This window comes from Streptomyces mangrovisoli, from assembly GCF_000974985.2.
Classification (GTDB): domain Bacteria; phylum Actinomycetota; class Actinomycetes; order Streptomycetales; family Streptomycetaceae; genus Streptomyces; species Streptomyces mangrovisoli.
In genome coordinates, this window is record NZ_LAVA02000170.1 from 1 (window position 1) to 17,655 (window position 17,655).

A 17,655-nucleotide genomic window follows, 5' to 3' on the forward strand; every position below is an offset into this window, starting at 1 on the left:
CGCGCGTGACGAAGACGCGCGGTCACCGTGGGCGCGCGAGGGCTCGGGGGGCTCGGCGCGGGGTGGGGGTGCGGTGGGGTGTCGTGGGTGGTGGGGGTGGGCTCGGGTGGGGGTGTGACGGGTGGGGCCCCGTGGGGCGGGCCGCGGGCCGGCTGCCGTACCGCGGCGGGTACGGACGCCGTACTGCCGGCCGCCGTACTAGTGGATGATCCCGGTGCGCAGCGCGACCGCGACCATGCCGGCGCGGTCGCCCGTGCCGAGCTTGCGGGCGATGCGGGCGAGGTGGCTCTTGACGGTCAGCGCGGACAGGCCCATCGAGACGCCGATGGCCTTGTTGGACTGGCCCTCCGCGACCAGTCTCAGCACTTCGACCTCGCGGCCGGACAGCTCGCGGTAGCCGCCCGGGTGGCTCGGGGCACCCGGGGGGCGGCGGTGCATGCGGGCGGCGGAGCCGAGGGGGGTCGCGCCCGGCCGGGAGGGGAGGCCGATGTTGGTGCGGGTGCCGGTGACGACGTAGCCCTTGACCCCGCCCGCGAGGGCGTTGCGGACCGCGCCGATGTCGTCGGCCGCGGAGAGCGCGAGTCCGTTCGGCCAGCCCGCCGCGCGGGTCTCGGAGAGCAGGGTCAGGCCGGAGCCGTCGGGCAGGTGGACGTCGGCGACGCAGATGTCGCGCGGGTTGCCGATGCGGGGGCGGGCCTCCGCGACGGACGACGCCTCGATGACGTCGCGGACGCCGAGCGCCCACAGGTGGCGGGTGACGGTGGAGCGGACGCGCGGATCGGCCACGACCACCATCGCGGTCGGCTTGTTGGGACGGTAGGCGACCAGGCTTGCGGGCTGCTCGAGGAGAACGGACACCAGGCCTCCTGGGGTGCGGGACGGCTTTCAAGGTCACAGTCGTCTTCGGCAGCAAACCCGCGGCCCTTTAGAGAAAGATCACGATTTAGTGAGTAACAATCCGCCCAAATCGGACACTCGGGCGATCGTTCGGTGAACGATTGAGTGCGTTCGAGGGGTCGCTTGTGATTGAGAGTGGCTGAATCGACAAAGAGACGGCAAATGTGCCCGTCAGAAGGGGGACGGGTGGGTGTCAGAGTGACGCCGGAAAGCGCCGGAAGGTGCCGTCAGGGGTACGGATGCTCGCCCGGGGCCCCGTACGGGGGAACGGGGGGCACGGGTGACGGGAGGTGTGCGCCCTCGTGCACCGGTCGGGCGGGGGAGACGTCGGGGCGAGCGCCCCTCGTCCGCCGCACCGCCCCGCCATGCTTCGCCCCGTCAGGCCCCGCCCTGCCCTGCCGTGCCTCGCCCCGTCAGGCCCCGCCCTGCCTCGCCTCGCCTCCGTGAGGCCTTGCCCCGCCCCGTTCCGGCGCGCCCGGCCCCGTCGCGCTCAGCGTGACTGCGGATCCCGTCGCTGCGGCAGCGTGACCACCGAGGCGTCCCCCGGCGCGGCCGGGGGCAGGCCGGCGACCTGGGCCAGCAGATCGCACCAGGAGGTCAGGTGCGCCGCCGTGTCCGGTACGCCGCCGAGGCCCTCGCGGGGCGTCCAGGAGGCGCGGATCTCGATCTGGGAGGCCGCCGGGCGGCTGCCGAGGCCGCCGAAGTAGTGGGAGCTCGCGCGCGTGACCGTGCCGCTCGGCTCGCCGTACGACAGGCCGCGGGCCTGGAGCGCGCCGGTCAGCCACGACCAGCACACGTCGGGCAGCAGCGGGTCGGCCGCCATCTCCGGCTCCAGCTCCGAGCGCACCAGCGTCACCAGCCGGAAGGTGCCCCGCCAGGCGTCGTGCCCGGCCGGGTCGTGCAGCAGCACCAGCCTGCCGTCGGCGAGATCCTGTTCGCCGTCGACGACGGTGGCCTCCAGGGCGTACGCGAACGGGGCGAGCCGCTGCGGCGGGCGTACCGCCTCCACCTCGACCTGCGGCCGCAGTCGCGCGGCCCGCAACGCCTCTACGGCCGCCCGGAAGGGAGGCGGCGGGGTCGTCCCATGCCGGTCGCCCTCCTTCGGGTCGTCCATTCCGTCAGCGCCGTCCGAGAGTCGTCCCTGAGCCGCAGCCATGCGGGAAGATTAGGGGAACGGCGCGTCCGGTGCGGGCTAGACACCCCGTGACCGGCGCCGGGGCGGGCCCCTGACCGGGTCCCGAGCGGTAACGGGCGGGGCCCCGCGCGGGTCCCGAGTGGGTCCGGGCCGCGTTCCGAGCGGGTCCCGAGCGGGTCCGGGCGGGGCCCCGGCCGAGACCGGGCCGGGTCCCGAGGGGTCCGGGTGCGGCCCGCCCGGGGTCTGGTCCGGGGTCTGATCCGGGCGGTGGGCCGGTCGCCGCGGCCCCGTCCGGAGGCGCCCCGGGCGCGTGCGAGACTTGCCCCGTGAGTGCCATCGACGCCCCCGCGGGCCAGCAGCCGACAGCGACGTACGAATCCGCGTTCCTCAAGGCGTGCCGGCGTGAACCCGTGCCGCACACGCCCGTGTGGTTCATGCGCCAGGCCGGCCGCTCCCTGCCCGAGTACCTCAAGGTGCGCGAGGGCATCGGGATGCTCGACTCCTGCGAGCGGCCCGACCTGGTCGCCGAGATCACGCTCCAGCCGGTGCGCCGGCACCGCGTGGACGCGGCGATCTACTACAGCGACATCGTCGTCCCGCTCCGGGCCATCGGCATCGACCTCGACATCAAGCCCGGCGTCGGCCCGGTCGTCGACCAGCCCTTCCGCACCCGCGCCGACCTGGCCCGGCTGCGCGACCTGACCCCGGACGACGTCCCCTACGTCACCGAGGCCATCGGCCTGCTCACCGCCGAGCTGGGCGCCACCCCGCTGATCGGCTTCGCGGGCGCGCCGTTCACCCTCGCGAGCTACCTCGTCGAGGGCGGCCCGTCGCGCACGTACGAGAACGCCAAGGCGATGATGTACGGCGACCCCGAGCTCTGGGCCGACCTGCTCGACCGCCTCGCCGACATCACGGCCGGCTTCCTCAAGGTGCAGATCGAGGCGGGCGCCAGCGCCGTCCAGCTCTTCGACTCGTGGGCGGGCGCCCTCGCCCCCGCCGACTACCGCCGCTCCGTGCTCTCCGCCTCCGCGAAGGTCTTCAAGGCCGTCGAGGGGTACGGCGTCCCGCGCATCCACTTCGGCGTCGGCACCGGCGAGCTGCTGGGCCTGCTGGGCGAGGCCGGCGCGGACGTCGTGGGCGTCGACTGGCGCGTGCCGCTCGACGAGGCGGCCCGCCGCGTCGGCCCCGGCAAGGCGCTCCAGGGCAACCTCGACCCGACCGTCCTGTTCGCCGGGACGCGCGCCGTCGAGACCAAGGCCCGCGAGGTGCTGGACGCGGCGGCCGGTCTGGAGGGCCATGTCTTCAACCTCGGGCACGGTGTGATGCCGTCCACCGACCCCGACGCGCTCACCCGTCTCGTGGAGTACGTCCACACGCAGACCGCGAACTGAGAGACCGTCACCTCCCGCGCGTCCCGGCGGGGGTCACCGGGCCACGCGGGGGTCACCGGGTCACCACGTGTGCCGTGCCTGCCTGCCGAACAGCAGGCGGCGCGGCTCCGGCGGTGGCGGGGTGCCGGGCTTGAGCGGCAGCGCGAGCACCATGCCCGCCAGGAAGCCGACGACATGCGCGGCGTACGCCACCGTGCCCGCCTCGGAGACGCCCTCGCCGGACGAGTACACGGCCTGGAGCACGAACCAGAAGCCCAGCACCAGCCACGCGGGCAGCCGTAGCGGCAGGAACACCAGGAACGGCACCAGCACCCACACCCTGGCCGTCGGATACAGCACCAGGTAGGCGCCGAGCACCCCGGCGATCGCCCCGGACGCGCCGATCAGCGGAGCCCCGGAACTCTCGTTCAGCAGCGCGAAGCCGTAGCCGGCCGCGTAGCCGCAGACGACGTAGAAGACGAGGAACCGTAGGTGCCCCATGCGGTCCTCTATGTTGTTCCCGAAGATGTACAGGAACAGCATGTTGCCCAGCAGGTGCAGCCAACTCCCGTGCACGAACATGGCGGTGAACACCGACAGCGCCGGAGACTTGTGGTAGCCCGGCGGCGCGACCACACAGCCCGCGCCGTGCGCGCCCACCCCCACGGCGCCGGTCGGCACCGTCCGCGGCAGCTGATGGTGGATCAACTCCCGCGGTACCACGGCGTAGTGGTCGAGGAACGCCTGGAGCCGGCACAGCTGGGACAGATGGCTCGCGCCCGAGACGCTGTCGGCGATCCCCGGTGTGGACAGGAAGACCAGGAAGTTCGCGGCGATGAGCGCGTACGTCACCCAGGGGGTGCGGCGCACCGGGTTCACGTCATGGACGGGGATGACCACAAGGAAGGTCTGCCCGGGAGGCCGTCGGCCATGCGGTGGCGCGTCCGCGCGTCTACGCTTCCGCGCGTCTACGGTTCCGCGGTTCCGCGCTTTCGTGAACGGGTCGGTCCGTGACTGCGTATGTCTGTGCGACCGGCCGCGGTGCGGGAAGGCGTGTCGCGGGGACGAACGTGACGACGTGAGGACCAGGCGATGACCGACCGAGTTGCTGCGCTGCATGCCACCCCCGACGGCGAGGCCGAGATCGCCCTCGTGATCCACCTGCCCTGGGAGGACGTGGCCCGGCTGGGCCAGGAGGCGGGGCGGCTGGCCGCGCAGATGCAGCGGCCGGTGACGCTCGACGAGGCGGTGAGCCATCGGTTGCGTTCGACGCGGGCGTCGGCGGCGCACGCGCGGCCCGGTACGGCGGCCGAGCCGTCCGCCGGGGTCTCGGCCTCCGCGTCCGTGTCGTCGCTGCCGCCGCGGCCTCCGGCGGAGCAGGCGCGGCAGGCGATCGAGCGGATAAATGGTTCGGCGTAGGGGGGTTGTCGCGGGGTGGGCCCCACGCGGTGGCCGGTTTCCGGGGGCTGCCGCCCCCAGGCCCCCGCTTTCGGCCTGAACGGCCTCGTCCTCAAACGCCGGACGGGCTGAAGTGCCCTGGGCCGGCACTACGGGCGGGCTGAAGTGCCCTGGGCCGGGGCTGCGGGAGTGGCCGGACGGGCTGGAACTGCCCCGGGCCGACGCGGGGGTCGACCGCGCTCAGGACATGCTCGCGCGTACCTTCGCCGTCGCCTTGCGGGCCGCCACCAGGACCGGGTCCCACACCGGGGAGAACGGGGGCGCGTACCCGAGGTCCAGGGCCGTCATCTGTTCCACCGTCATGCCCGCGGTCAGCGCCACCGCCGCGATGTCCACGCGCTTGGCCGCGCCCTCCCGGCCGACGATCTGCACCCCGAGCAGGCGGCCGGTGCGGCGCTCCGCGAGCATCTTCACCGTCATCGGGGAGGCGCCGGGGTAGTAGCCGGCCCGGCTGGTCGACTCGACGGTGACCGTCTCGAAGCGCAGGCCCACCCGGCGGGCGTCCTTCTCCCGCAGGCCGGTGCGGGCGATCTCCAGGTCGCAGACCTTGCTGACGGCCGTGCCGACCACGCCGGGGAAGGTGGCGTACCCGCCGCCGACGTTGGTGCCGATCACCTGCCCGTGCTTGTTGGCGTGGGTCCCGAGGGCGATGTGCCGTTCCTGTCCGGAGACCAGGTCGAGCACCTCCACGCAGTCGCCGCCCGCCCAGATGTTCTCGTACCCGCGCACCCGCATGGCCCGGTCCGTCAGCAGCCCGCCGTGCGCGCCCAGCGGCAGCCCGGCGGCCCGCGCGAGGCTCGTCTCCGGGCGTACGCCGATGCCCAGTACGACGACGTCCGCCGGGTACTCGGCGTGCTCCGTCGCGACCGCGCGGACCCGCCCGTCGTCCCCGGTGAGCACCTTGGTGACCGCGGTGCCGCCGGCCATGGTGATGCCGAGGCCCTCCATGGCCGTGCGCACCAGCCGGCCCATGTCGGGGTCGAGCGTCGACATCGGCTCGTCGGCCCGGTCGACGACCGTCACCTCGTGGTCGTGGTTGATGAGCGCCTCGGCCATCTCCACGCCGATGTAGCCGCCGCCGACCACCACCGCGCGCCGCCCGGAGGTGCGGGCCAGCGTGTCGAGCAGGGCCTGGCCGTCGTCGAGGGTCTGCACGCCGTGCACGCCGGGCGCGTCGACGCCGGGCATCTCCGGCCGGACCGGCCGCGCACCCGTCGCGATCACGAGCCGGTCGTACGACGTCCAGGACTCCGCCCCCGAGTCGACGTCCCGCGCGCGCACCCGCTGCCGGTCGACGTCGATCTCGGTGACCTCGGTCCGCATCCGCAGGTCGATGGCGCGGGCGCGGTGCTGTTCGGGCGTGCGGGCGATCAGCCGGTCCCGCTCCTGGACGTGGCCGCCCACCCAGTAGGGGATGCCGCAGGCCGAGTAGGAGGTGAAGTGGCCCCGTTCGAAGGCCACGATCTCCAACTCGTCCGGGCCGCGCAGCCGGCGCGCCTGCGACGCGGCGGACATCCCCGCCGCGTCACCCCCGATCACGACCAGCCGCTCCCGGCCCGCGCCCCTCGATCCTGCCGCCGCAGTCATGTCCGTACGCGCAGTCATGTCCATACGAACACGCTACGGCGACCGGCCACTTCACCACGCGACCGGGACCCGCCCGGACCGCCCGGCTCACCGGGTCGTGCTCATTCCCCCTCGCCGCGCTCCGGCGTTCCCCCCGCCGACAAGGGTCCCGCAGCCGGTGCCGGTGCCGGTCCCGCGGTCGGTCCCGCGGTCGGTGCCAAGGTCGCGGTCGCCGGGCGGGGCGCCCGGCGCGGGCGTACGACGCGCAGCCACGCCACGGCGAGCAGCGCGGTCAGAGCCGCGAACGGCAGGGCCGCTCCTATGGCCAGGGCCAGCCAGCGGAACACCGTCACGAAGACGTCCCAGCCGCCCGCCACGGCGTCGCCGAAGCCGGGCGAGGTGTCCTTCGCGGCCTTCGTCACCGGGGCCTCGGTCAGGGTCAGGGTGATCGTGGCCAGGGAGACGCGGTCCTTCAGGGACGCCTGCTGGGCCAGCAGCGACTCCAGGTCCGCCTCGCGGCTGCTCAGTTCGCCCTCCAGCTCCACCACGTCGCTGAGCTTGCCCGCCCGGTCCATCAGCGCGCGGATGCGGGCCACGCTGGCGCGCTGCGACTTCACCCGGCTGTCGACGTCCACGACCTGGTCGGTGACGTCCTCGGCCTTCGAGGTGCGGGCGAGCAGCGTGCCGCCGCCCTGGAGCGCGGTGAGCACCTCGTCGTAGCGGCCACTGGGCACGCGCAGCACCAGGCGCGTGTGCTCGCGGCCCGCGGAGTCCCGGTCGGTGGTCTCGTCCCCGACGTAGCCGCCCGCGTCCTCCGTCGTCGTACGGGCCGCCGCCAGCGCCTTCGCCACGTCCCCGACCCGCACGGTCAGCGACGCGGTGCGGACGATGTCGGCCGACGTCAGCCGCGGCGCCTCGGTCGCCGTGGACCGTTGCGGCGCCGTGGTCGCCGTGGACCGCGCGCCGCCGGACCCGGGGCCCTGCGCCTTGCTGTCCGCCTGTTCGGCGGCCTTGGCCCCCGCGGAGTCGGCGCCGGAGCTGCCCGCCCCGCATCCGGCGACGGCGATCGAGGCGGCCAGCAGCAGCGCGCTCAGGGTGCGGACGGGTCGTGCGGACGGTCGTGGACGCATGGCGGGATCCCCCGGAGGTGGTGGTGACTGATGTTCGGCGCTCCTTCGACGCGCGGGCGGGGCGGGGCGTTTGGGCGCGACGGTTCCGAAGTGGTCACGATCGTCACCGGCGGCGCGCGACAGGGCCGGCCGGGTTCCGTGTCCCGGCCGCCCGGCCCTTGTGCCCGGGTCCACGGCCCCTCGCCCGGGTCCCGTCCCGGTCTGAGAGGGTGGAGCCATGAGCGGATCAGCCACCGGCAGGGGTACGGACGACACCACCACCGGCAGGGGTACGGACGACACCACCACCACCGGTGGGGATACGGACCACACGACCTCCCGAGCGGGCAGGGACGACCACACGACGTCCGGCAGGGGTACGGACCACACGACCTCCCGAACGGGCAGGGACGACCACACGACGTCCGGCAGGGGTACGGACCACACGACCTCCCGAACGGGTACGGACCACACGGCCGCCGGCCGGGTCGTCGTCATCGGGGCCGGCATCGCCGGGCTCGCCGCGGCGCACCGGCTTCTCGAACGCGGCGCGCGGGTCACCGTCCTGGAGGCCGCGGACCGGGTAGGCGGCAAGCTGCTGCCCGGCGAGATCGCCGGCGCGCGGGTCGACCTAGGCGCCGAGTCGATGCTGGCCCGTCGGCCCGAGGCGGTCGGCCTGGCCCGCGCCGTCGGCCTCGCGGACCGGCTCCAGCCGCCCGCCACCGCGACCGCCGCCCTGTGGACCCGCGGCGCCCTGCGCCCCATGCCCAAGGGCCATGTCATGGGCGTCCCCGGCACCGCCGACGCCCTCGCCGGCGTGCTGTCGGACGAGGGCCTCGCCCGGATCGAGCAGGACGCCGAGCTGCCCCGCACCGAGATCGGCGACGACGTCGCGGTCGGCGAGTACGTCGCGGCCCGGCTCGGCCGCGAGGTCGTCGACCGGCTCGTGGAGCCGCTGCTCGGCGGGGTCTACGCGGGCGACGCCTACCGCATCTCCCTGCGCGCCGCCGTCCCGCAGCTGTTCGAGGCCGCGCGCACCCACACCTCCCTGACCGAGGCCGTCCGTGGCATCCAGGCGAGGGCCGCCGCCGCCCAGCAGACCGGCCCGGTCTTCATGGGCCTGCACGGCGGCATCGGCACCCTGCCGCTCGCGGTCGCCGAGTCGGTGCGCGCCCGCGGCGCCGAGATCCGCACCGGCACCCCGGTCCGCGCCCTGCGCCGGCACCACGCGCCCGGCGCCGGCGCACCCGTGTGGCACGTCGACACCGCGGACGGCACGTACGAGGCGGACGCCGTCGTCCTCGCCGTCCCCGCCCCCGCGGCCGCCGAACTGCTGCGCGCGGAGGCCCCGGCCGCCGCCGCCGAACTGGCCGCGATCGAGTACGCGTCGATGGCGCTGATCACCCTCGCCTACCGCCGCTCCGAGGCCGCGCTCCCCGACGGCAGTGGCTTCCTCGTGCCGCCCGTCGACGGCCGCACCATCAAGGCGTCCACCTTCGCCTCCCGCAAGTGGGGCTGGCTCGCCGAGGACCACCCGGACCTGATGGTGGTCCGCACCTCCGTGGGCCGGTACGGCGAGAGCGAGGTGCTGGAGCGCGACGACGCCGACCTCGTGGACGTCTCGCGCCACGACCTGCGCGAGGCGACCGGTCTGACCGCCACCCCCGTCGCGACCCGGGTCACCCGCTGGAACGACGGCCTGCCCCAGTACCCGGTCGGCCACCACGCGCGCGTGGCCCGCGTCCGCGAGCACGTCGGCAAGCTCCCCGGGCTCGCGGTGTGCGGCGCGCAGTACGACGGGGTCGGGATCCCGGCGTGCGTGGCGAGCGCGTACGCCGCCGTCGACCAGCTGGACGGAGACCTCACCGGTGTGCAGCGGCTCACCGCCGACCCGGTGCAGAGTCTGCACGGAGGAGCAGGAGAATAGGGACCATGAGTGACGACGCCCCCACCACCGAGTCCGGCTCCGAGTCCGGCAGGATCCCGAACAAGGGCAAGCTGGCCAAGGACCTCAACGAGGTCATCCGCTACACCCTGTGGTCCGTCTTCAAGCTGAAGGACACCCTCCCCGAGGACCGCGCGGGCTACGCCGACGAGGTCCAGGAGCTGTTCGACCAGCTCGCCGCGAAGGACGTGACGATCCGCGGCACCTACGACCTCTCCGGTCTGCGCGCCGACGCCGACGTCATGATCTGGTGGCACGCGGAGACGGCCGACCAGCTCCAGGAGGCGTACAACCTCTTCCGCCGCACCCGGCTGGGCCGCGCGCTCGTCCCCGTGTGGTCGAACATGGCGCTGCACCGTCCGGCCGAGTTCAACCGCTCGCACATCCCGGCGTTCCTCGCCGACGAGACGCCGCGCAACTACGTCAGCGTCTACCCGTTCGTGCGGTCGTACGACTGGTACCTGCTGCCCGACGAGGACCGGCGGCGGATGCTCGCCGACCACGGCAAGATGGCGCGCGGGTTCCCGGACGTGCGCGCCAATACGGTCGCGTCGTTCTCGCTCGGCGACTACGAGTGGCTGCTCGCCTTCGAGGCGGACGAGCTGCACCGGATCGTGGACCTGATGCGTCATCTGCGGGCGTCCGAGGCGCGGATGCATGTCCGCGAGGAGGTCCCCTTCTACACCGGGCGCCGGAAGTCCGTGGCGGACCTGGTCGCCGACCTGGCGTAGGCGCTCCGCTTCGGGGGCGGTTGCGGTCGGTCTTTCGGCTGACGGCGCCGTCGTGGCTGTTCGCGCAGTTCCCCGCGCCCCTTCAGGGGCGCGGGGAACTGCGCGAAGGGGCCGCCGCTGGCCGCGGGTGATGACGACGGGTCAGTGCGTGGCCCGGGGTTCGGGGCGGGCGGCGCACGTCGAGCGGTGTTCCGGGACCCGGCCGCGGAGCAGGTACGCGTCGACGTACGCGTTGACGCAGGCGTTGGGGCCGCCCGCGACCCCGTGCGTCCCCGCCCCCCGCTCCGTCACCAGAGCCGAGCCGGCCAGGCGCCGCTGCATCTCCCGCGCTCCGTCGTACGGCGCCGCCGCGTCCCGTTCGGCGGCGAGGATCAGGACCGGCGCCACCTCGCCGGGGGCGGTCCGCACGTCGAGCGGCCGCTGCCGGGGCGCGGACCAGAACGCGCAGGGCAGGTTCATCCACACGTTGTCCCAGGTCTCGAACGGCGCCACGCGCGCGAGCCGCGTGTTGTCCCGGTCCCAGACCCGCCAGTTCGTCGGCCAGGGCGCGTCGTTGCACTCCACGGCCGTGTAGACCGCGTTCGCGTTCTCCGCCTCGGCCGCCGCCTCCTTCACCGGTGACGCCACGTCGACCAGCGGCTGCGGGTCGCCCTTCAGGTACGCCGACAGCGCCTCGGCCCGACTCGGCCAGTAGTCGTCGTAGTACGCCGCCGTCACGAACATGCCGTGCAGCTGCCCCGGGCCGACCGTCCCGCCGGCCGGTTTCGTGGCGAGCCGCGCCCGCGCCGTCTCGTAGTTCGCCTGTACCGCGTCGGCCGTGGTGCCGAGGCCGTAGACGTCGTCGTGCCGGGCGATCCACTCCCGCAGGTCGCTCCAGCGGTTCTCGAACGCGGCCGACTGGTCGAGGTTGTCGCGGTACCAGATCTGGTCCGGGTCCGGGTCCACCGGCGCGTCCAGCACCATCCGCCGTACGTGCGCGGGGAACATCGTCGCGTACAGCGCCCCGAAGTAGGTGCCGTACGACGCGCCCATGAAGGTCAGCCGCCGCTCGCCGAGCGCGGCCCGCAGCACGTCCAGATCGCGCGCGTTGTTGAGGGAGTTGTAGAACCGGAGCCCGCTCCCCGAGCGCTTCGCGCAGCCCCGCGCGTACGCCCGCGCCTCGGCGATCCGCCGGTTCTTGTACGACTCCGAGGGGTACGACGGCGCCTGCGAGGGACCCTTGAAGAAGTGTCCGGGGGCCACGCAGGACAGCGGCGCCGAACGGCCCACCCCGCGCGGGGCGTAGCCGACCAGGTCGTAGGCGGAGGCGAGGCCCTTCCACTCGGGCAGCACGCCGATCAGCGGGAAGTACATGCCGGAGGCGCCGGGGCCGCCGGGGTTGTAGACGAGGGCGCCCTGCCGGGCCACCTTCCGCTTGCCGCCCCGGGGGTCCTTGCCGGTGGCCCGGATCCGGCTGACCGTCAGCTTGATCTGCGGGCCGCGCGGGCGGGCGTAGTCGAGCGGGACCGAGACCGTGCCGCACTCCAGCTGTCCGGGGGCGTCCTGCTCCGCCGAGCACCGCCCGAAGCGGATGCCGGCCGACCCGGCGCGCGCGGCGGCCTCGGCGGTGCCGCGCGACTCGGCCGTGGCGGAGCCGGAGGCGGACGCGTCGGAGGCGGTGAGGACGAGGGACGCGGGGCGCGACAGGGCGGAGTCCGTGAGGGTGGTGGCCGTGACCGTGCCGTCGGGTCCGCCCGCGGTGGTCCGCAGGGCCAGGGCGGCCGACACGCCGCCCGCGGGTGCGGCGGCGAGAACGGCCAGGAGCAGGGGCCCCGCGGCGGAGCGGACGGCAGCTGTCATCGTGCATCCCTTTCGGCGCACCGCGCGAAGCGGGCGCACCGCGGCGGAACACCGCGGCACTCGGGCCGCGGCACGGCCACCACGGCGTCAAAAGGGATATTTCGTTCGCTGGTGGGCGAAGGCAAGCACCGTCCGCCGGTGTCGCCGCCCGGACCTTCGAGGCGCCCTTCGGAGAGCGCCGCCGTCAGTCGCGTGGCGCGTGGTACTCCCGGTGGGTGAAGGCGGCGCGCAGCTTCGGCTCGTCTATCGCGCGGATGCCGCGTACGGCGACGGAGACGAGCGAGGCGGGGTCGTGCCCGGTGCCGCCGACCCGCCGGTTGAGCGCGCCCAGGACCCGCTGCCCGGCCGGGGAGGCCCAGCGCGAGTACGGGTGGGCCTCGACGCGGGCGATCGCGAGGCAGCTGAGGGTCAGCGCGAGGGGCAGCGCGAACCAGAGGGCGACCAGGTCGCGGGGCATCTGCGTCTGCTCCGGCAGCAGCAGCGCGCACGCGCCGAGACCGAGCACGACCACCGCGGCGAGCCGCACCGCGCGCACCCCGGAGGCGATGGTGGAGCGGTCGCCGTCGGGCACCGCGAGGCCCGCGCGGACCAGCCGGTCGCCGAGGCCGCGCACGGCGTCCGCGGCGGCGGTCGCGGCGCGCACCGGCGCGATGCGCGACTGCCCCTCCGGGCCGATCGCGCCTATCACCGAGCGCTCGATCTCGTCCCGGCCCCGCGGGTCGACGACGGTCGCCCAGCCGGTGTGGGCGAGCAGCAGCCGGTGCTGACGGGCCATGGAGACCATGGTCAGATCGGCGACCCGGGCGGGGCCGCCGGAGAGGAAGGCGGCCTCGTACAGCGTCAGATCACGCCCTCGGCCGAGGGTCGGATCGTCCGCGTCGGTGGCCGCCGTGCGCACGGCGGCCAGACAGAGCCGGGTGCACGCCGTACCGGCGACGCCCCAGGCCAGCAGCAGGAGAAGGACCCAGAACATGCCGTTTTTCTATGCCAAGGGCCCTGGCCGGCGCCATGCCTTGTTCAACATCCGGACACAGCGTTGCCGGTATGTGACGTTCCGGGCTCGGCCGGCGCCCGTTCAGGAGGTGGAGTCCGCCTTCGGTGGCGGGCTGGAGGCGGCCGGCGGCAGCGTGTACGTCGACGCGCCGGACGGCGTGAGCGGGCTCGCCGGAGCGGGGTCGGCGGTCGGCCCCGGCGGCACCGAGGGGGTGCCCGAGGGCGAGGGGCTCGCGGCCAGGCTCCGGGCCAGCGCGGCGTAGTCGACGAAGCCCGTGTCCTCCACGGCCTCGATGTGGTCCAGCACCGTGCTGTTCGCGTCGTCGGCGAGGTCGCGGACCAGGGAGTTCTGGGTGGATCCGCGGACCTGCGCGACGAGGGTCAGGAGCTGGGCGTCGGCCAGCCGCACGGTGCCCGCGAACGTGCGGTCGAAGGTCTCGCCCTCGGCCACGGTCAGCTCGGACAGCGAGTTCAGCTGCTCGGCGGTGGCCCGGTCGGGCAGCGGGATGTCCAGCTTCTTCGCGACGGCGCGGACCTTGGCGTCGAGGTCGGTGTCCCCGTCGACCAAGCGCTGGCCCGCGGCCCGTACGGCGTCCGTGGTGCCGCTGCGCTCGGCCTGCTCCCCGGCGGGCAGCTGCCAGAGCCCGGCCAGCCGGATCTGCTCGACGAGTTCGCGGTCGAGCACCGAGAGCGGGCCGTAGCGGGTCTGCACGGTCTGGTCGCTGAGCACGCTCGCGCCGGTCACGGCCACGTGGGAGCGGTCGGCGTAGGACCACACCGGGTAGACGAGCGCGGCGCACGTGGCGGCCAGGCCCGTGACGATGACGGTGGTGCCGCTGAGAAGTCCTCTGCCCCTGGCCGGGGATCGCGGTCGCATGGTGCCTCCTGTCACGGCACCGCACGCCAGTCTCGTTTCTGGTGGTGCGGGGTGGAGGCATATTACCGGGGGGTTCTGTGGGGTCCGGCGGCGCGGCGAGTTGCGCCGGGCGCCGGGGGCGGTCTCGGGCCGGGACCGTGCGGGCCGGTGAGGCGGGGCCCGCCGGCCGGGTCAGTCGCCGGTCGGGGGCAGCCGTAGTCCGGGTCGGTCGCCGGTCGGGGTGGCCGTCCGGCGGGGTGATTCGTCGGTCGGGGGCAGCTGTCGTCCGGGTCAGTCGTCGGTCGGGGGCAGCTGTCGATCGGGGTGATTCGTCGGTCGGGGGCAGCCGTCCGCCGGGTGAGCCGCCGGTCGGGGGGCAGCCGTCCGCCGGGGTGAGCCGTCGGCCGTGGTCAGCGGCGGAGCAGCACCCGGCGGGTGGCGCGGGCCAGGCGGACCGCCGGGCGCCGGGAGCGCGGCGCCGGGCCGACCCGCTCCAGCCACCACTCCCGCACCTCCCGCGCCACCCCCGCCTCCCGGGCCCGGCCGGTGTCCAGCAGGTGCTCGGCGAAGCGCAGCGCGTCCAGGCGGTAGCCGCCGGTCATGGGACGGTCGTGGGCGTAGGCGAGGAACGCGCGGCGGTACCCGGCGCCGAGCAGTCCGGGCAGCTCCGGTGCGACCTTGCCCACCACGTCGGCCCGCTTCGCCGCCAGCGCCCGCGCCTGCACGCCGAGGCGGACCCGGTCGAACCCCTCGGGCGCCGGTGTCCCCGCGACCAGCGCCGACAGCAGCGCGGTCTGCGCGAGGGCGAGCCGCTGGCGGGCGGGCTCGTAGGTGTCGGCGGAGGGCTCGGGGGTGTCGGCGGGGGGTTCGGGGGCGACTCCGCCCTTCGTCGCCGTGGCCGTCGCCGCTGTCCCGCCCGCCGACGGTGCGGTCGCCGTCGCCGCCGCGCCCGTCCGCACCAGCGCCCCGCCCTTGATCACCGCTTTCCGGATGGACTGCAACTCGCTCTGGAGCACGGCCGGTTCCGGGAAGTCGTCGTCCCGTTCCAGCAGCACGCCGGGCGGCGCGACCCGGGACGCGAGGTCCGTGAGGATGCCGAGCACCGGCTCCGGCACGGGGTGCGCGTGGCTGTCGTGCCAGACGCCGTCGCGCTCCACGCCGCCCGCGACATGGACGTACGCGATGGCTTCGAGCGGCAGCTCGGCGAGCGCCTCGGCCGGGTCCTCGCCGCGGTTGACGTGGTTGGTGTGCAGATTGGCCACGTCGATCAGCAGCCGCACCCCGGTGCGGTCGGCGAGGTCGTACAGGAACTGCCCCTCGGTCAGCTCGTCGCCGGGCCAGGCGATCAGCGCCGCGATGTTCTCCACGGCGAGCGGCACCGGCAGCGCGGCCTGCGCGGCGCGGACGTTCGCGCAGAGCACGTCGAGGGCGTCGCGGGTGCGCGGCACGGGCAGCAGATGGCCCGCCTCCAGACGCGGCGAGGCGGTCAGCGGGCCGCCCGCGCGCACGAACGCGATGTGCTCGGTGACCAGCGGCGCGCCGAGCGCCCGCGCCCGCTCGGCGAGGGCGGTCAGCCGTGCCTCGTCGGGCGGCTCCGCGCCGCCGAGGCCGAGCGAGACCCCGTGCGGTACGACGGTGACGCCGCGGGCGCGCAGCCGCAGCAGGGACTCCGGCGGATGGCCGGGGCAGACGTTCTCCGCCACGACCTCGACCCAGTCGACGCCCGGCATCCGTTCCACGGCGTCCGCGATCTCCGGCCGCCAGCCGATGCCCGTGCCCAGCCGCACCATCGTCCGTCCCCCTCCCGCGCCACCCGCCTGCCCGGCGGTCCGCCTCCCGGGCGTGACGGGGGTATGACCCAGCAGGGGCGGACCCCAACCCCGGGGCACGCCGCTTCAGAGCAAGATTTGAGCTTCGGCGCGAGGCGGGAGGCGGGCCCGGCGGGGCCGGGGTTCAGCGCAGCGCCGGATGGTCCGCGACCACCGTCGAGCTGCCCGGCGCGATCTCGGTGAACCCGGCGTCGCGCACCAACGGCAGCCCGCTGCCGGTCAGTCCGGCCCAGCGGTCCGCCGCGGCGGTGCGCACGGCCAGCGGGAACCCGGCGTCGCGCCATGCGGCCCGCTCCTCGGGCGCCAGCGCCCACCAGGCGAGCTGCGCGCCGTGCCCGGCCTGGGCCATCGCCTTGCCCGCGGACATGCCGAGGTCGGGGTTGAGCCACAGCACCGGTACGCCCGGGTCGGCCCCGGCGGGCGGCTCGGGGTCGTCGAGATCGGTGCCGGAGACCTGGAGCTTGGCGAGGTCCTTGGGCCAGCCGTCCAGCGGCACCGGCGGGAAGACCCGGACCTCGGCCGCCTTCCCGGTGACGGTGATGCCAGGCAGCGCCTCGGCCCGCCGCCACTCCGCGCCCCGGGCCCGCCGTACGACCTTGCGGATACGGGCGTCCTGCCAGTCGCGGATCGCCTCGGCCCACTCGCCGTCGCCGAGCGCCCGCTCGTCGCTCAGCATCACCAGCACAGCCCGCGCCGCGGTCTCCAGGGCGTCGGTGCGGGCGGGCGGGTCGGCCCGCTCGATCCGGACCACGAGCGGCAGCACGAACTGCGGCGCCTCGTCGCGCACACTGCGCTCCGACTGGAAGGGACTCTCACCTGGGGGCATGGGGTCAGGGCTCACACCGGCCAACCCTAACGGGGCCGGGATCCGCCCCGGCGACGGGCGGTCAGCCCGAGCAGGCCGTGCGCTGCGCCTCCTGCCACTCGCACACCGGACACAGGGTCACGCCCTTGAAGGACTCCGGGTACTCGGTCGGCTCCCGGCACAGCACGCACTCGGCGAACGGCGGCCCGTCGGCCTTCGGCGGGCGCGGTGCGGCGATGGTGCAGTACTCGTCGTCGCTCATGCCCTCAGCGTACGGCGGTCATCCGCGCCCGTCGGCGGCCCCGATCAACTGGGAGACCTTCACCAGTTGGTAGCCCCGCGCGCGGAGGGCGGGCACGATCGTGCGCACCGCGCGCTCGGTGGCGGGCGCGGCGCTGCGGGTGCAGTGCATGACCACGACCGACCCGGGCTTCACCCCGTCGAGCACCTGCTGGGCCACCGCCGCCGCGTCGGTCGCGAAGGCGTCCCCGCTGACCACGTCCCACTGCACGGCCGTGGCCACCCCGGTCCCGCTCAGCGCGCGCAGCGCCCGCTGGTCGTAACAGCCGCCGGGGAAGCGGAAGTACGGCATCGGGTGCGGTACGCCCGCGGCGCGCAGGGCGTCGTAGGCCCGCCGGACGTCCGAGCGCATCCGGTCCGCGGTGACGGTGGGCAGGCCGTAGCAGTCGGCCGTGAAGGCGTAGTGGCTGTAGGAGTGGTTGGCGATCTCGAACAGCGGGTCACGGCCGATGGAGCGGGCCTCGGCCGGATACTCGTCGGCCCAGCGGCCGGTCATGAAGACGGTGGCCGGCGCCTTGAGGGCGCGCAGGGTGGCGATCAGCGCGGGATTGTCGAAGTGCTCTCCGGCCGCCGCGCGCGGCCCCTCATCGGCCGTCATGTCGGCGTCGAAGGTGAGCGCGACGGTCCTGCCGTCGGTGCGCGGGCCGTGGCTGAAGACGGGGGTGAGTCCGGACGGACCGGGGGCGAGGGTGGGCGGGCGTGCGGGGTGGTGGCGGTGCCGCAGGCGGCGAGGACGCCGCCGAGGGCGCAGACGGCGGTGACGCGTCGTACGAGAGCAATCATCGTACGAAAATAGGATTATTCATTCCTCATGGGGTG

General features: G+C 74.8%; 15 protein-coding genes and 1 pseudogene. 4 read left to right on the plus strand and 12 right to left on the minus strand.

Annotation, left to right across the window (positions count from 1 at the left end; genetic code table 11):
• Positions 1-198: 198 nt before the first annotated feature.
• Both WN71_RS38900 and WN71_RS38905 read right to left on the minus strand, forming a co-directional pair.
• Positions 199-858, minus strand: a complete 660-nt coding sequence (locus WN71_RS38900) for a response regulator transcription factor (protein ID WP_046591959.1) — start codon at positions 856-858, stop codon at positions 199-201.
• Between the two features lie 529 nt (positions 859-1,387).
• Positions 1,388-2,053: a DUF3000 domain-containing protein gene (locus tag WN71_RS38905; protein WP_046591960.1), complete on the minus strand. Its 666-nt coding sequence runs from the start codon at positions 2,051-2,053 to the stop codon at positions 1,388-1,390.
• A 305-nt stretch (positions 2,054-2,358) separates the two neighbouring features.
• On the opposite strand from WN71_RS38905, the gene hemE reads away from it, so the two are divergent.
• Complete coding sequence (gene hemE / locus WN71_RS38910) at positions 2,359-3,426, plus strand: uroporphyrinogen decarboxylase (RefSeq protein ID WP_046591961.1); 1,068 nt, start codon at positions 2,359-2,361, stop codon at positions 3,424-3,426.
• Between the two features lie 60 nt (positions 3,427-3,486).
• Here the strand turns inward: hemE and WN71_RS38915 are convergent, their stop codons facing one another.
• Positions 3,487-4,305 (minus strand): rhomboid family intramembrane serine protease, encoded by an 819-nt coding sequence (locus WN71_RS38915; RefSeq protein ID WP_046591962.1) that lies wholly within the window; start codon positions 4,303-4,305, stop codon positions 3,487-3,489.
• 192 nt (positions 4,306-4,497) lie between these two features.
• Here WN71_RS38915 and WN71_RS38920 point away from each other — a divergent pair, with 192 nt between their 5' ends.
• Positions 4,498-4,824: a hypothetical protein gene (locus WN71_RS38920; RefSeq protein ID WP_046591963.1), complete on the plus strand. Its 327-nt coding sequence runs from the start codon at positions 4,498-4,500 to the stop codon at positions 4,822-4,824.
• 219 nt (positions 4,825-5,043) lie between these two features.
• On the opposite strand, the gene WN71_RS38925 is transcribed toward WN71_RS38920, so the two are convergent.
• Positions 5,044-6,474, minus strand: coding sequence for an FAD-dependent oxidoreductase (locus WN71_RS38925; RefSeq protein WP_240529922.1), 1,431 nt, complete (start codon positions 6,472-6,474; stop codon positions 5,044-5,046).
• A 77-nt stretch (positions 6,475-6,551) separates the two neighbouring features.
• Positions 6,552-7,559 carry a DUF4349 domain-containing protein gene (locus WN71_RS38930; RefSeq protein WP_046591965.1) on the minus strand — a complete coding sequence of 336 codons (1,008 nt, stop codon included), beginning with the start codon at positions 7,557-7,559 and terminating at the stop codon, positions 6,552-6,554.
• Positions 7,560-7,776: 217 nt separating this feature from the next.
• On the opposite strand from WN71_RS38930, the gene hemG reads away from it, so the two are divergent.
• A complete protein-coding gene (gene hemG, locus WN71_RS38935; RefSeq protein WP_240529923.1) occupies positions 7,777-9,465 on the plus strand; it encodes a protoporphyrinogen oxidase in 1,689 nt (562 codons plus the stop codon).
• Positions 9,466-9,470: 5 nt separating this feature from the next.
• The gene (gene hemQ, locus WN71_RS38940; protein ID WP_046591966.1) at positions 9,471-10,214 is read left to right on the plus strand and encodes a hydrogen peroxide-dependent heme synthase; all 744 of its coding nucleotides are present in this window, start codon (positions 9,471-9,473) and stop codon (positions 10,212-10,214) included.
• Positions 10,215-10,355: 141 nt separating this feature from the next.
• On the opposite strand, the gene WN71_RS38945 is transcribed toward hemQ, so the two are convergent.
• The 7 genes and pseudogenes from WN71_RS38945 to WN71_RS38975 form a co-directional block, all read right to left on the minus strand.
• Positions 10,356-12,053 carry an alpha/beta hydrolase gene (locus WN71_RS38945; protein ID WP_046591967.1) on the minus strand — a complete coding sequence of 566 codons (1,698 nt, stop codon included), beginning with the start codon at positions 12,051-12,053 and terminating at the stop codon, positions 10,356-10,358.
• Positions 12,054-12,237: 184 nt separating this feature from the next.
• On the minus strand, positions 12,238-13,026 hold the full coding sequence (locus tag WN71_RS38950) for a TIGR04222 domain-containing membrane protein (RefSeq protein ID WP_046591968.1): 789 nt from the start codon (positions 13,024-13,026) through the stop codon (positions 12,238-12,240).
• A gap of 102 nt (positions 13,027-13,128) precedes the next feature.
• Positions 13,129-13,923, minus strand: a complete 795-nt coding sequence (locus WN71_RS38955) for a DUF4142 domain-containing protein (protein WP_046591969.1) — start codon at positions 13,921-13,923, stop codon at positions 13,129-13,131.
• Positions 13,924-14,312: 389 nt separating this feature from the next.
• Entirely contained in the window at positions 14,313-15,692 is a 1,380-nt protein-coding gene (locus WN71_RS38960) for an MbnB/TglH/ChrH family RiPP precursor modification enzyme (RefSeq protein ID WP_206300258.1), read from the minus strand.
• 163 nt (positions 15,693-15,855) lie between these two features.
• On the minus strand, positions 15,856-16,557 hold the full coding sequence (locus WN71_RS38965) for an aminoacyl-tRNA hydrolase (RefSeq protein ID WP_046591970.1): 702 nt from the start codon (positions 16,555-16,557) through the stop codon (positions 15,856-15,858).
• 61 nt (positions 16,558-16,618) lie between these two features.
• A complete protein-coding gene (locus WN71_RS38970; RefSeq protein WP_046591971.1) occupies positions 16,619-16,798 on the minus strand; it encodes a hypothetical protein in 180 nt (59 codons plus the stop codon).
• An 18-nt stretch (positions 16,799-16,816) separates the two neighbouring features.
• Positions 16,817-17,619 (minus strand): annotated as a pseudogene (locus WN71_RS38975) (polysaccharide deacetylase family protein).
• Between the last annotated feature and the right edge of the window lie 36 nt (positions 17,620-17,655).

What these genes read in the sequence shown, in the direction of transcription:
- WN71_RS38960 (WP_206300258.1), bottom strand. Translation starts at nt 15,692, where the DNA reads ATGGTGCGGCTGGGCACGGGCATCGGCTGGCGGCCGGAGATCGCGGAC.
- WN71_RS38945 (WP_046591967.1), bottom strand. Translation starts at nt 12,053, where the DNA reads ATGACAGCTGCCGTCCGCTCCGCCGCGGGGCCCCTGCTCCTGGCCGTT.
- WN71_RS38970 (WP_046591971.1), bottom strand. Translation starts at nt 16,798, where the DNA reads ATGAGCGACGACGAGTACTGCACCATCGCCGCACCGCGCCCGCCGAAG.
- hemG (WP_240529923.1), top strand. Translation starts at nt 7,777, where the DNA reads ATGAGCGGATCAGCCACCGGCAGGGGTACGGACGACACCACCACCGGC.
- hemQ (WP_046591966.1), top strand. Translation starts at nt 9,471, where the DNA reads ATGAGTGACGACGCCCCCACCACCGAGTCCGGCTCCGAGTCCGGCAGG.
- WN71_RS38920 (WP_046591963.1), top strand. Translation starts at nt 4,498, where the DNA reads ATGACCGACCGAGTTGCTGCGCTGCATGCCACCCCCGACGGCGAGGCC.
- WN71_RS38965 (WP_046591970.1), bottom strand. Translation starts at nt 16,557, where the DNA reads ATGCCCCCAGGTGAGAGTCCCTTCCAGTCGGAGCGCAGTGTGCGCGAC.
- WN71_RS38905 (WP_046591960.1), bottom strand. Translation starts at nt 2,053, where the DNA reads ATGGCTGCGGCTCAGGGACGACTCTCGGACGGCGCTGACGGAATGGAC.
- WN71_RS38930 (WP_046591965.1), bottom strand. Translation starts at nt 7,559, where the DNA reads ATGCGTCCACGACCGTCCGCACGACCCGTCCGCACCCTGAGCGCGCTG.
- WN71_RS38955 (WP_046591969.1), bottom strand. Translation starts at nt 13,923, where the DNA reads ATGCGACCGCGATCCCCGGCCAGGGGCAGAGGACTTCTCAGCGGCACC.
- WN71_RS38925 (WP_240529922.1), bottom strand. Translation starts at nt 6,474, where the DNA reads ATGGACATGACTGCGCGTACGGACATGACTGCGGCGGCAGGATCGAGG.
- WN71_RS38950 (WP_046591968.1), bottom strand. Translation starts at nt 13,026, where the DNA reads ATGTTCTGGGTCCTTCTCCTGCTGCTGGCCTGGGGCGTCGCCGGTACG.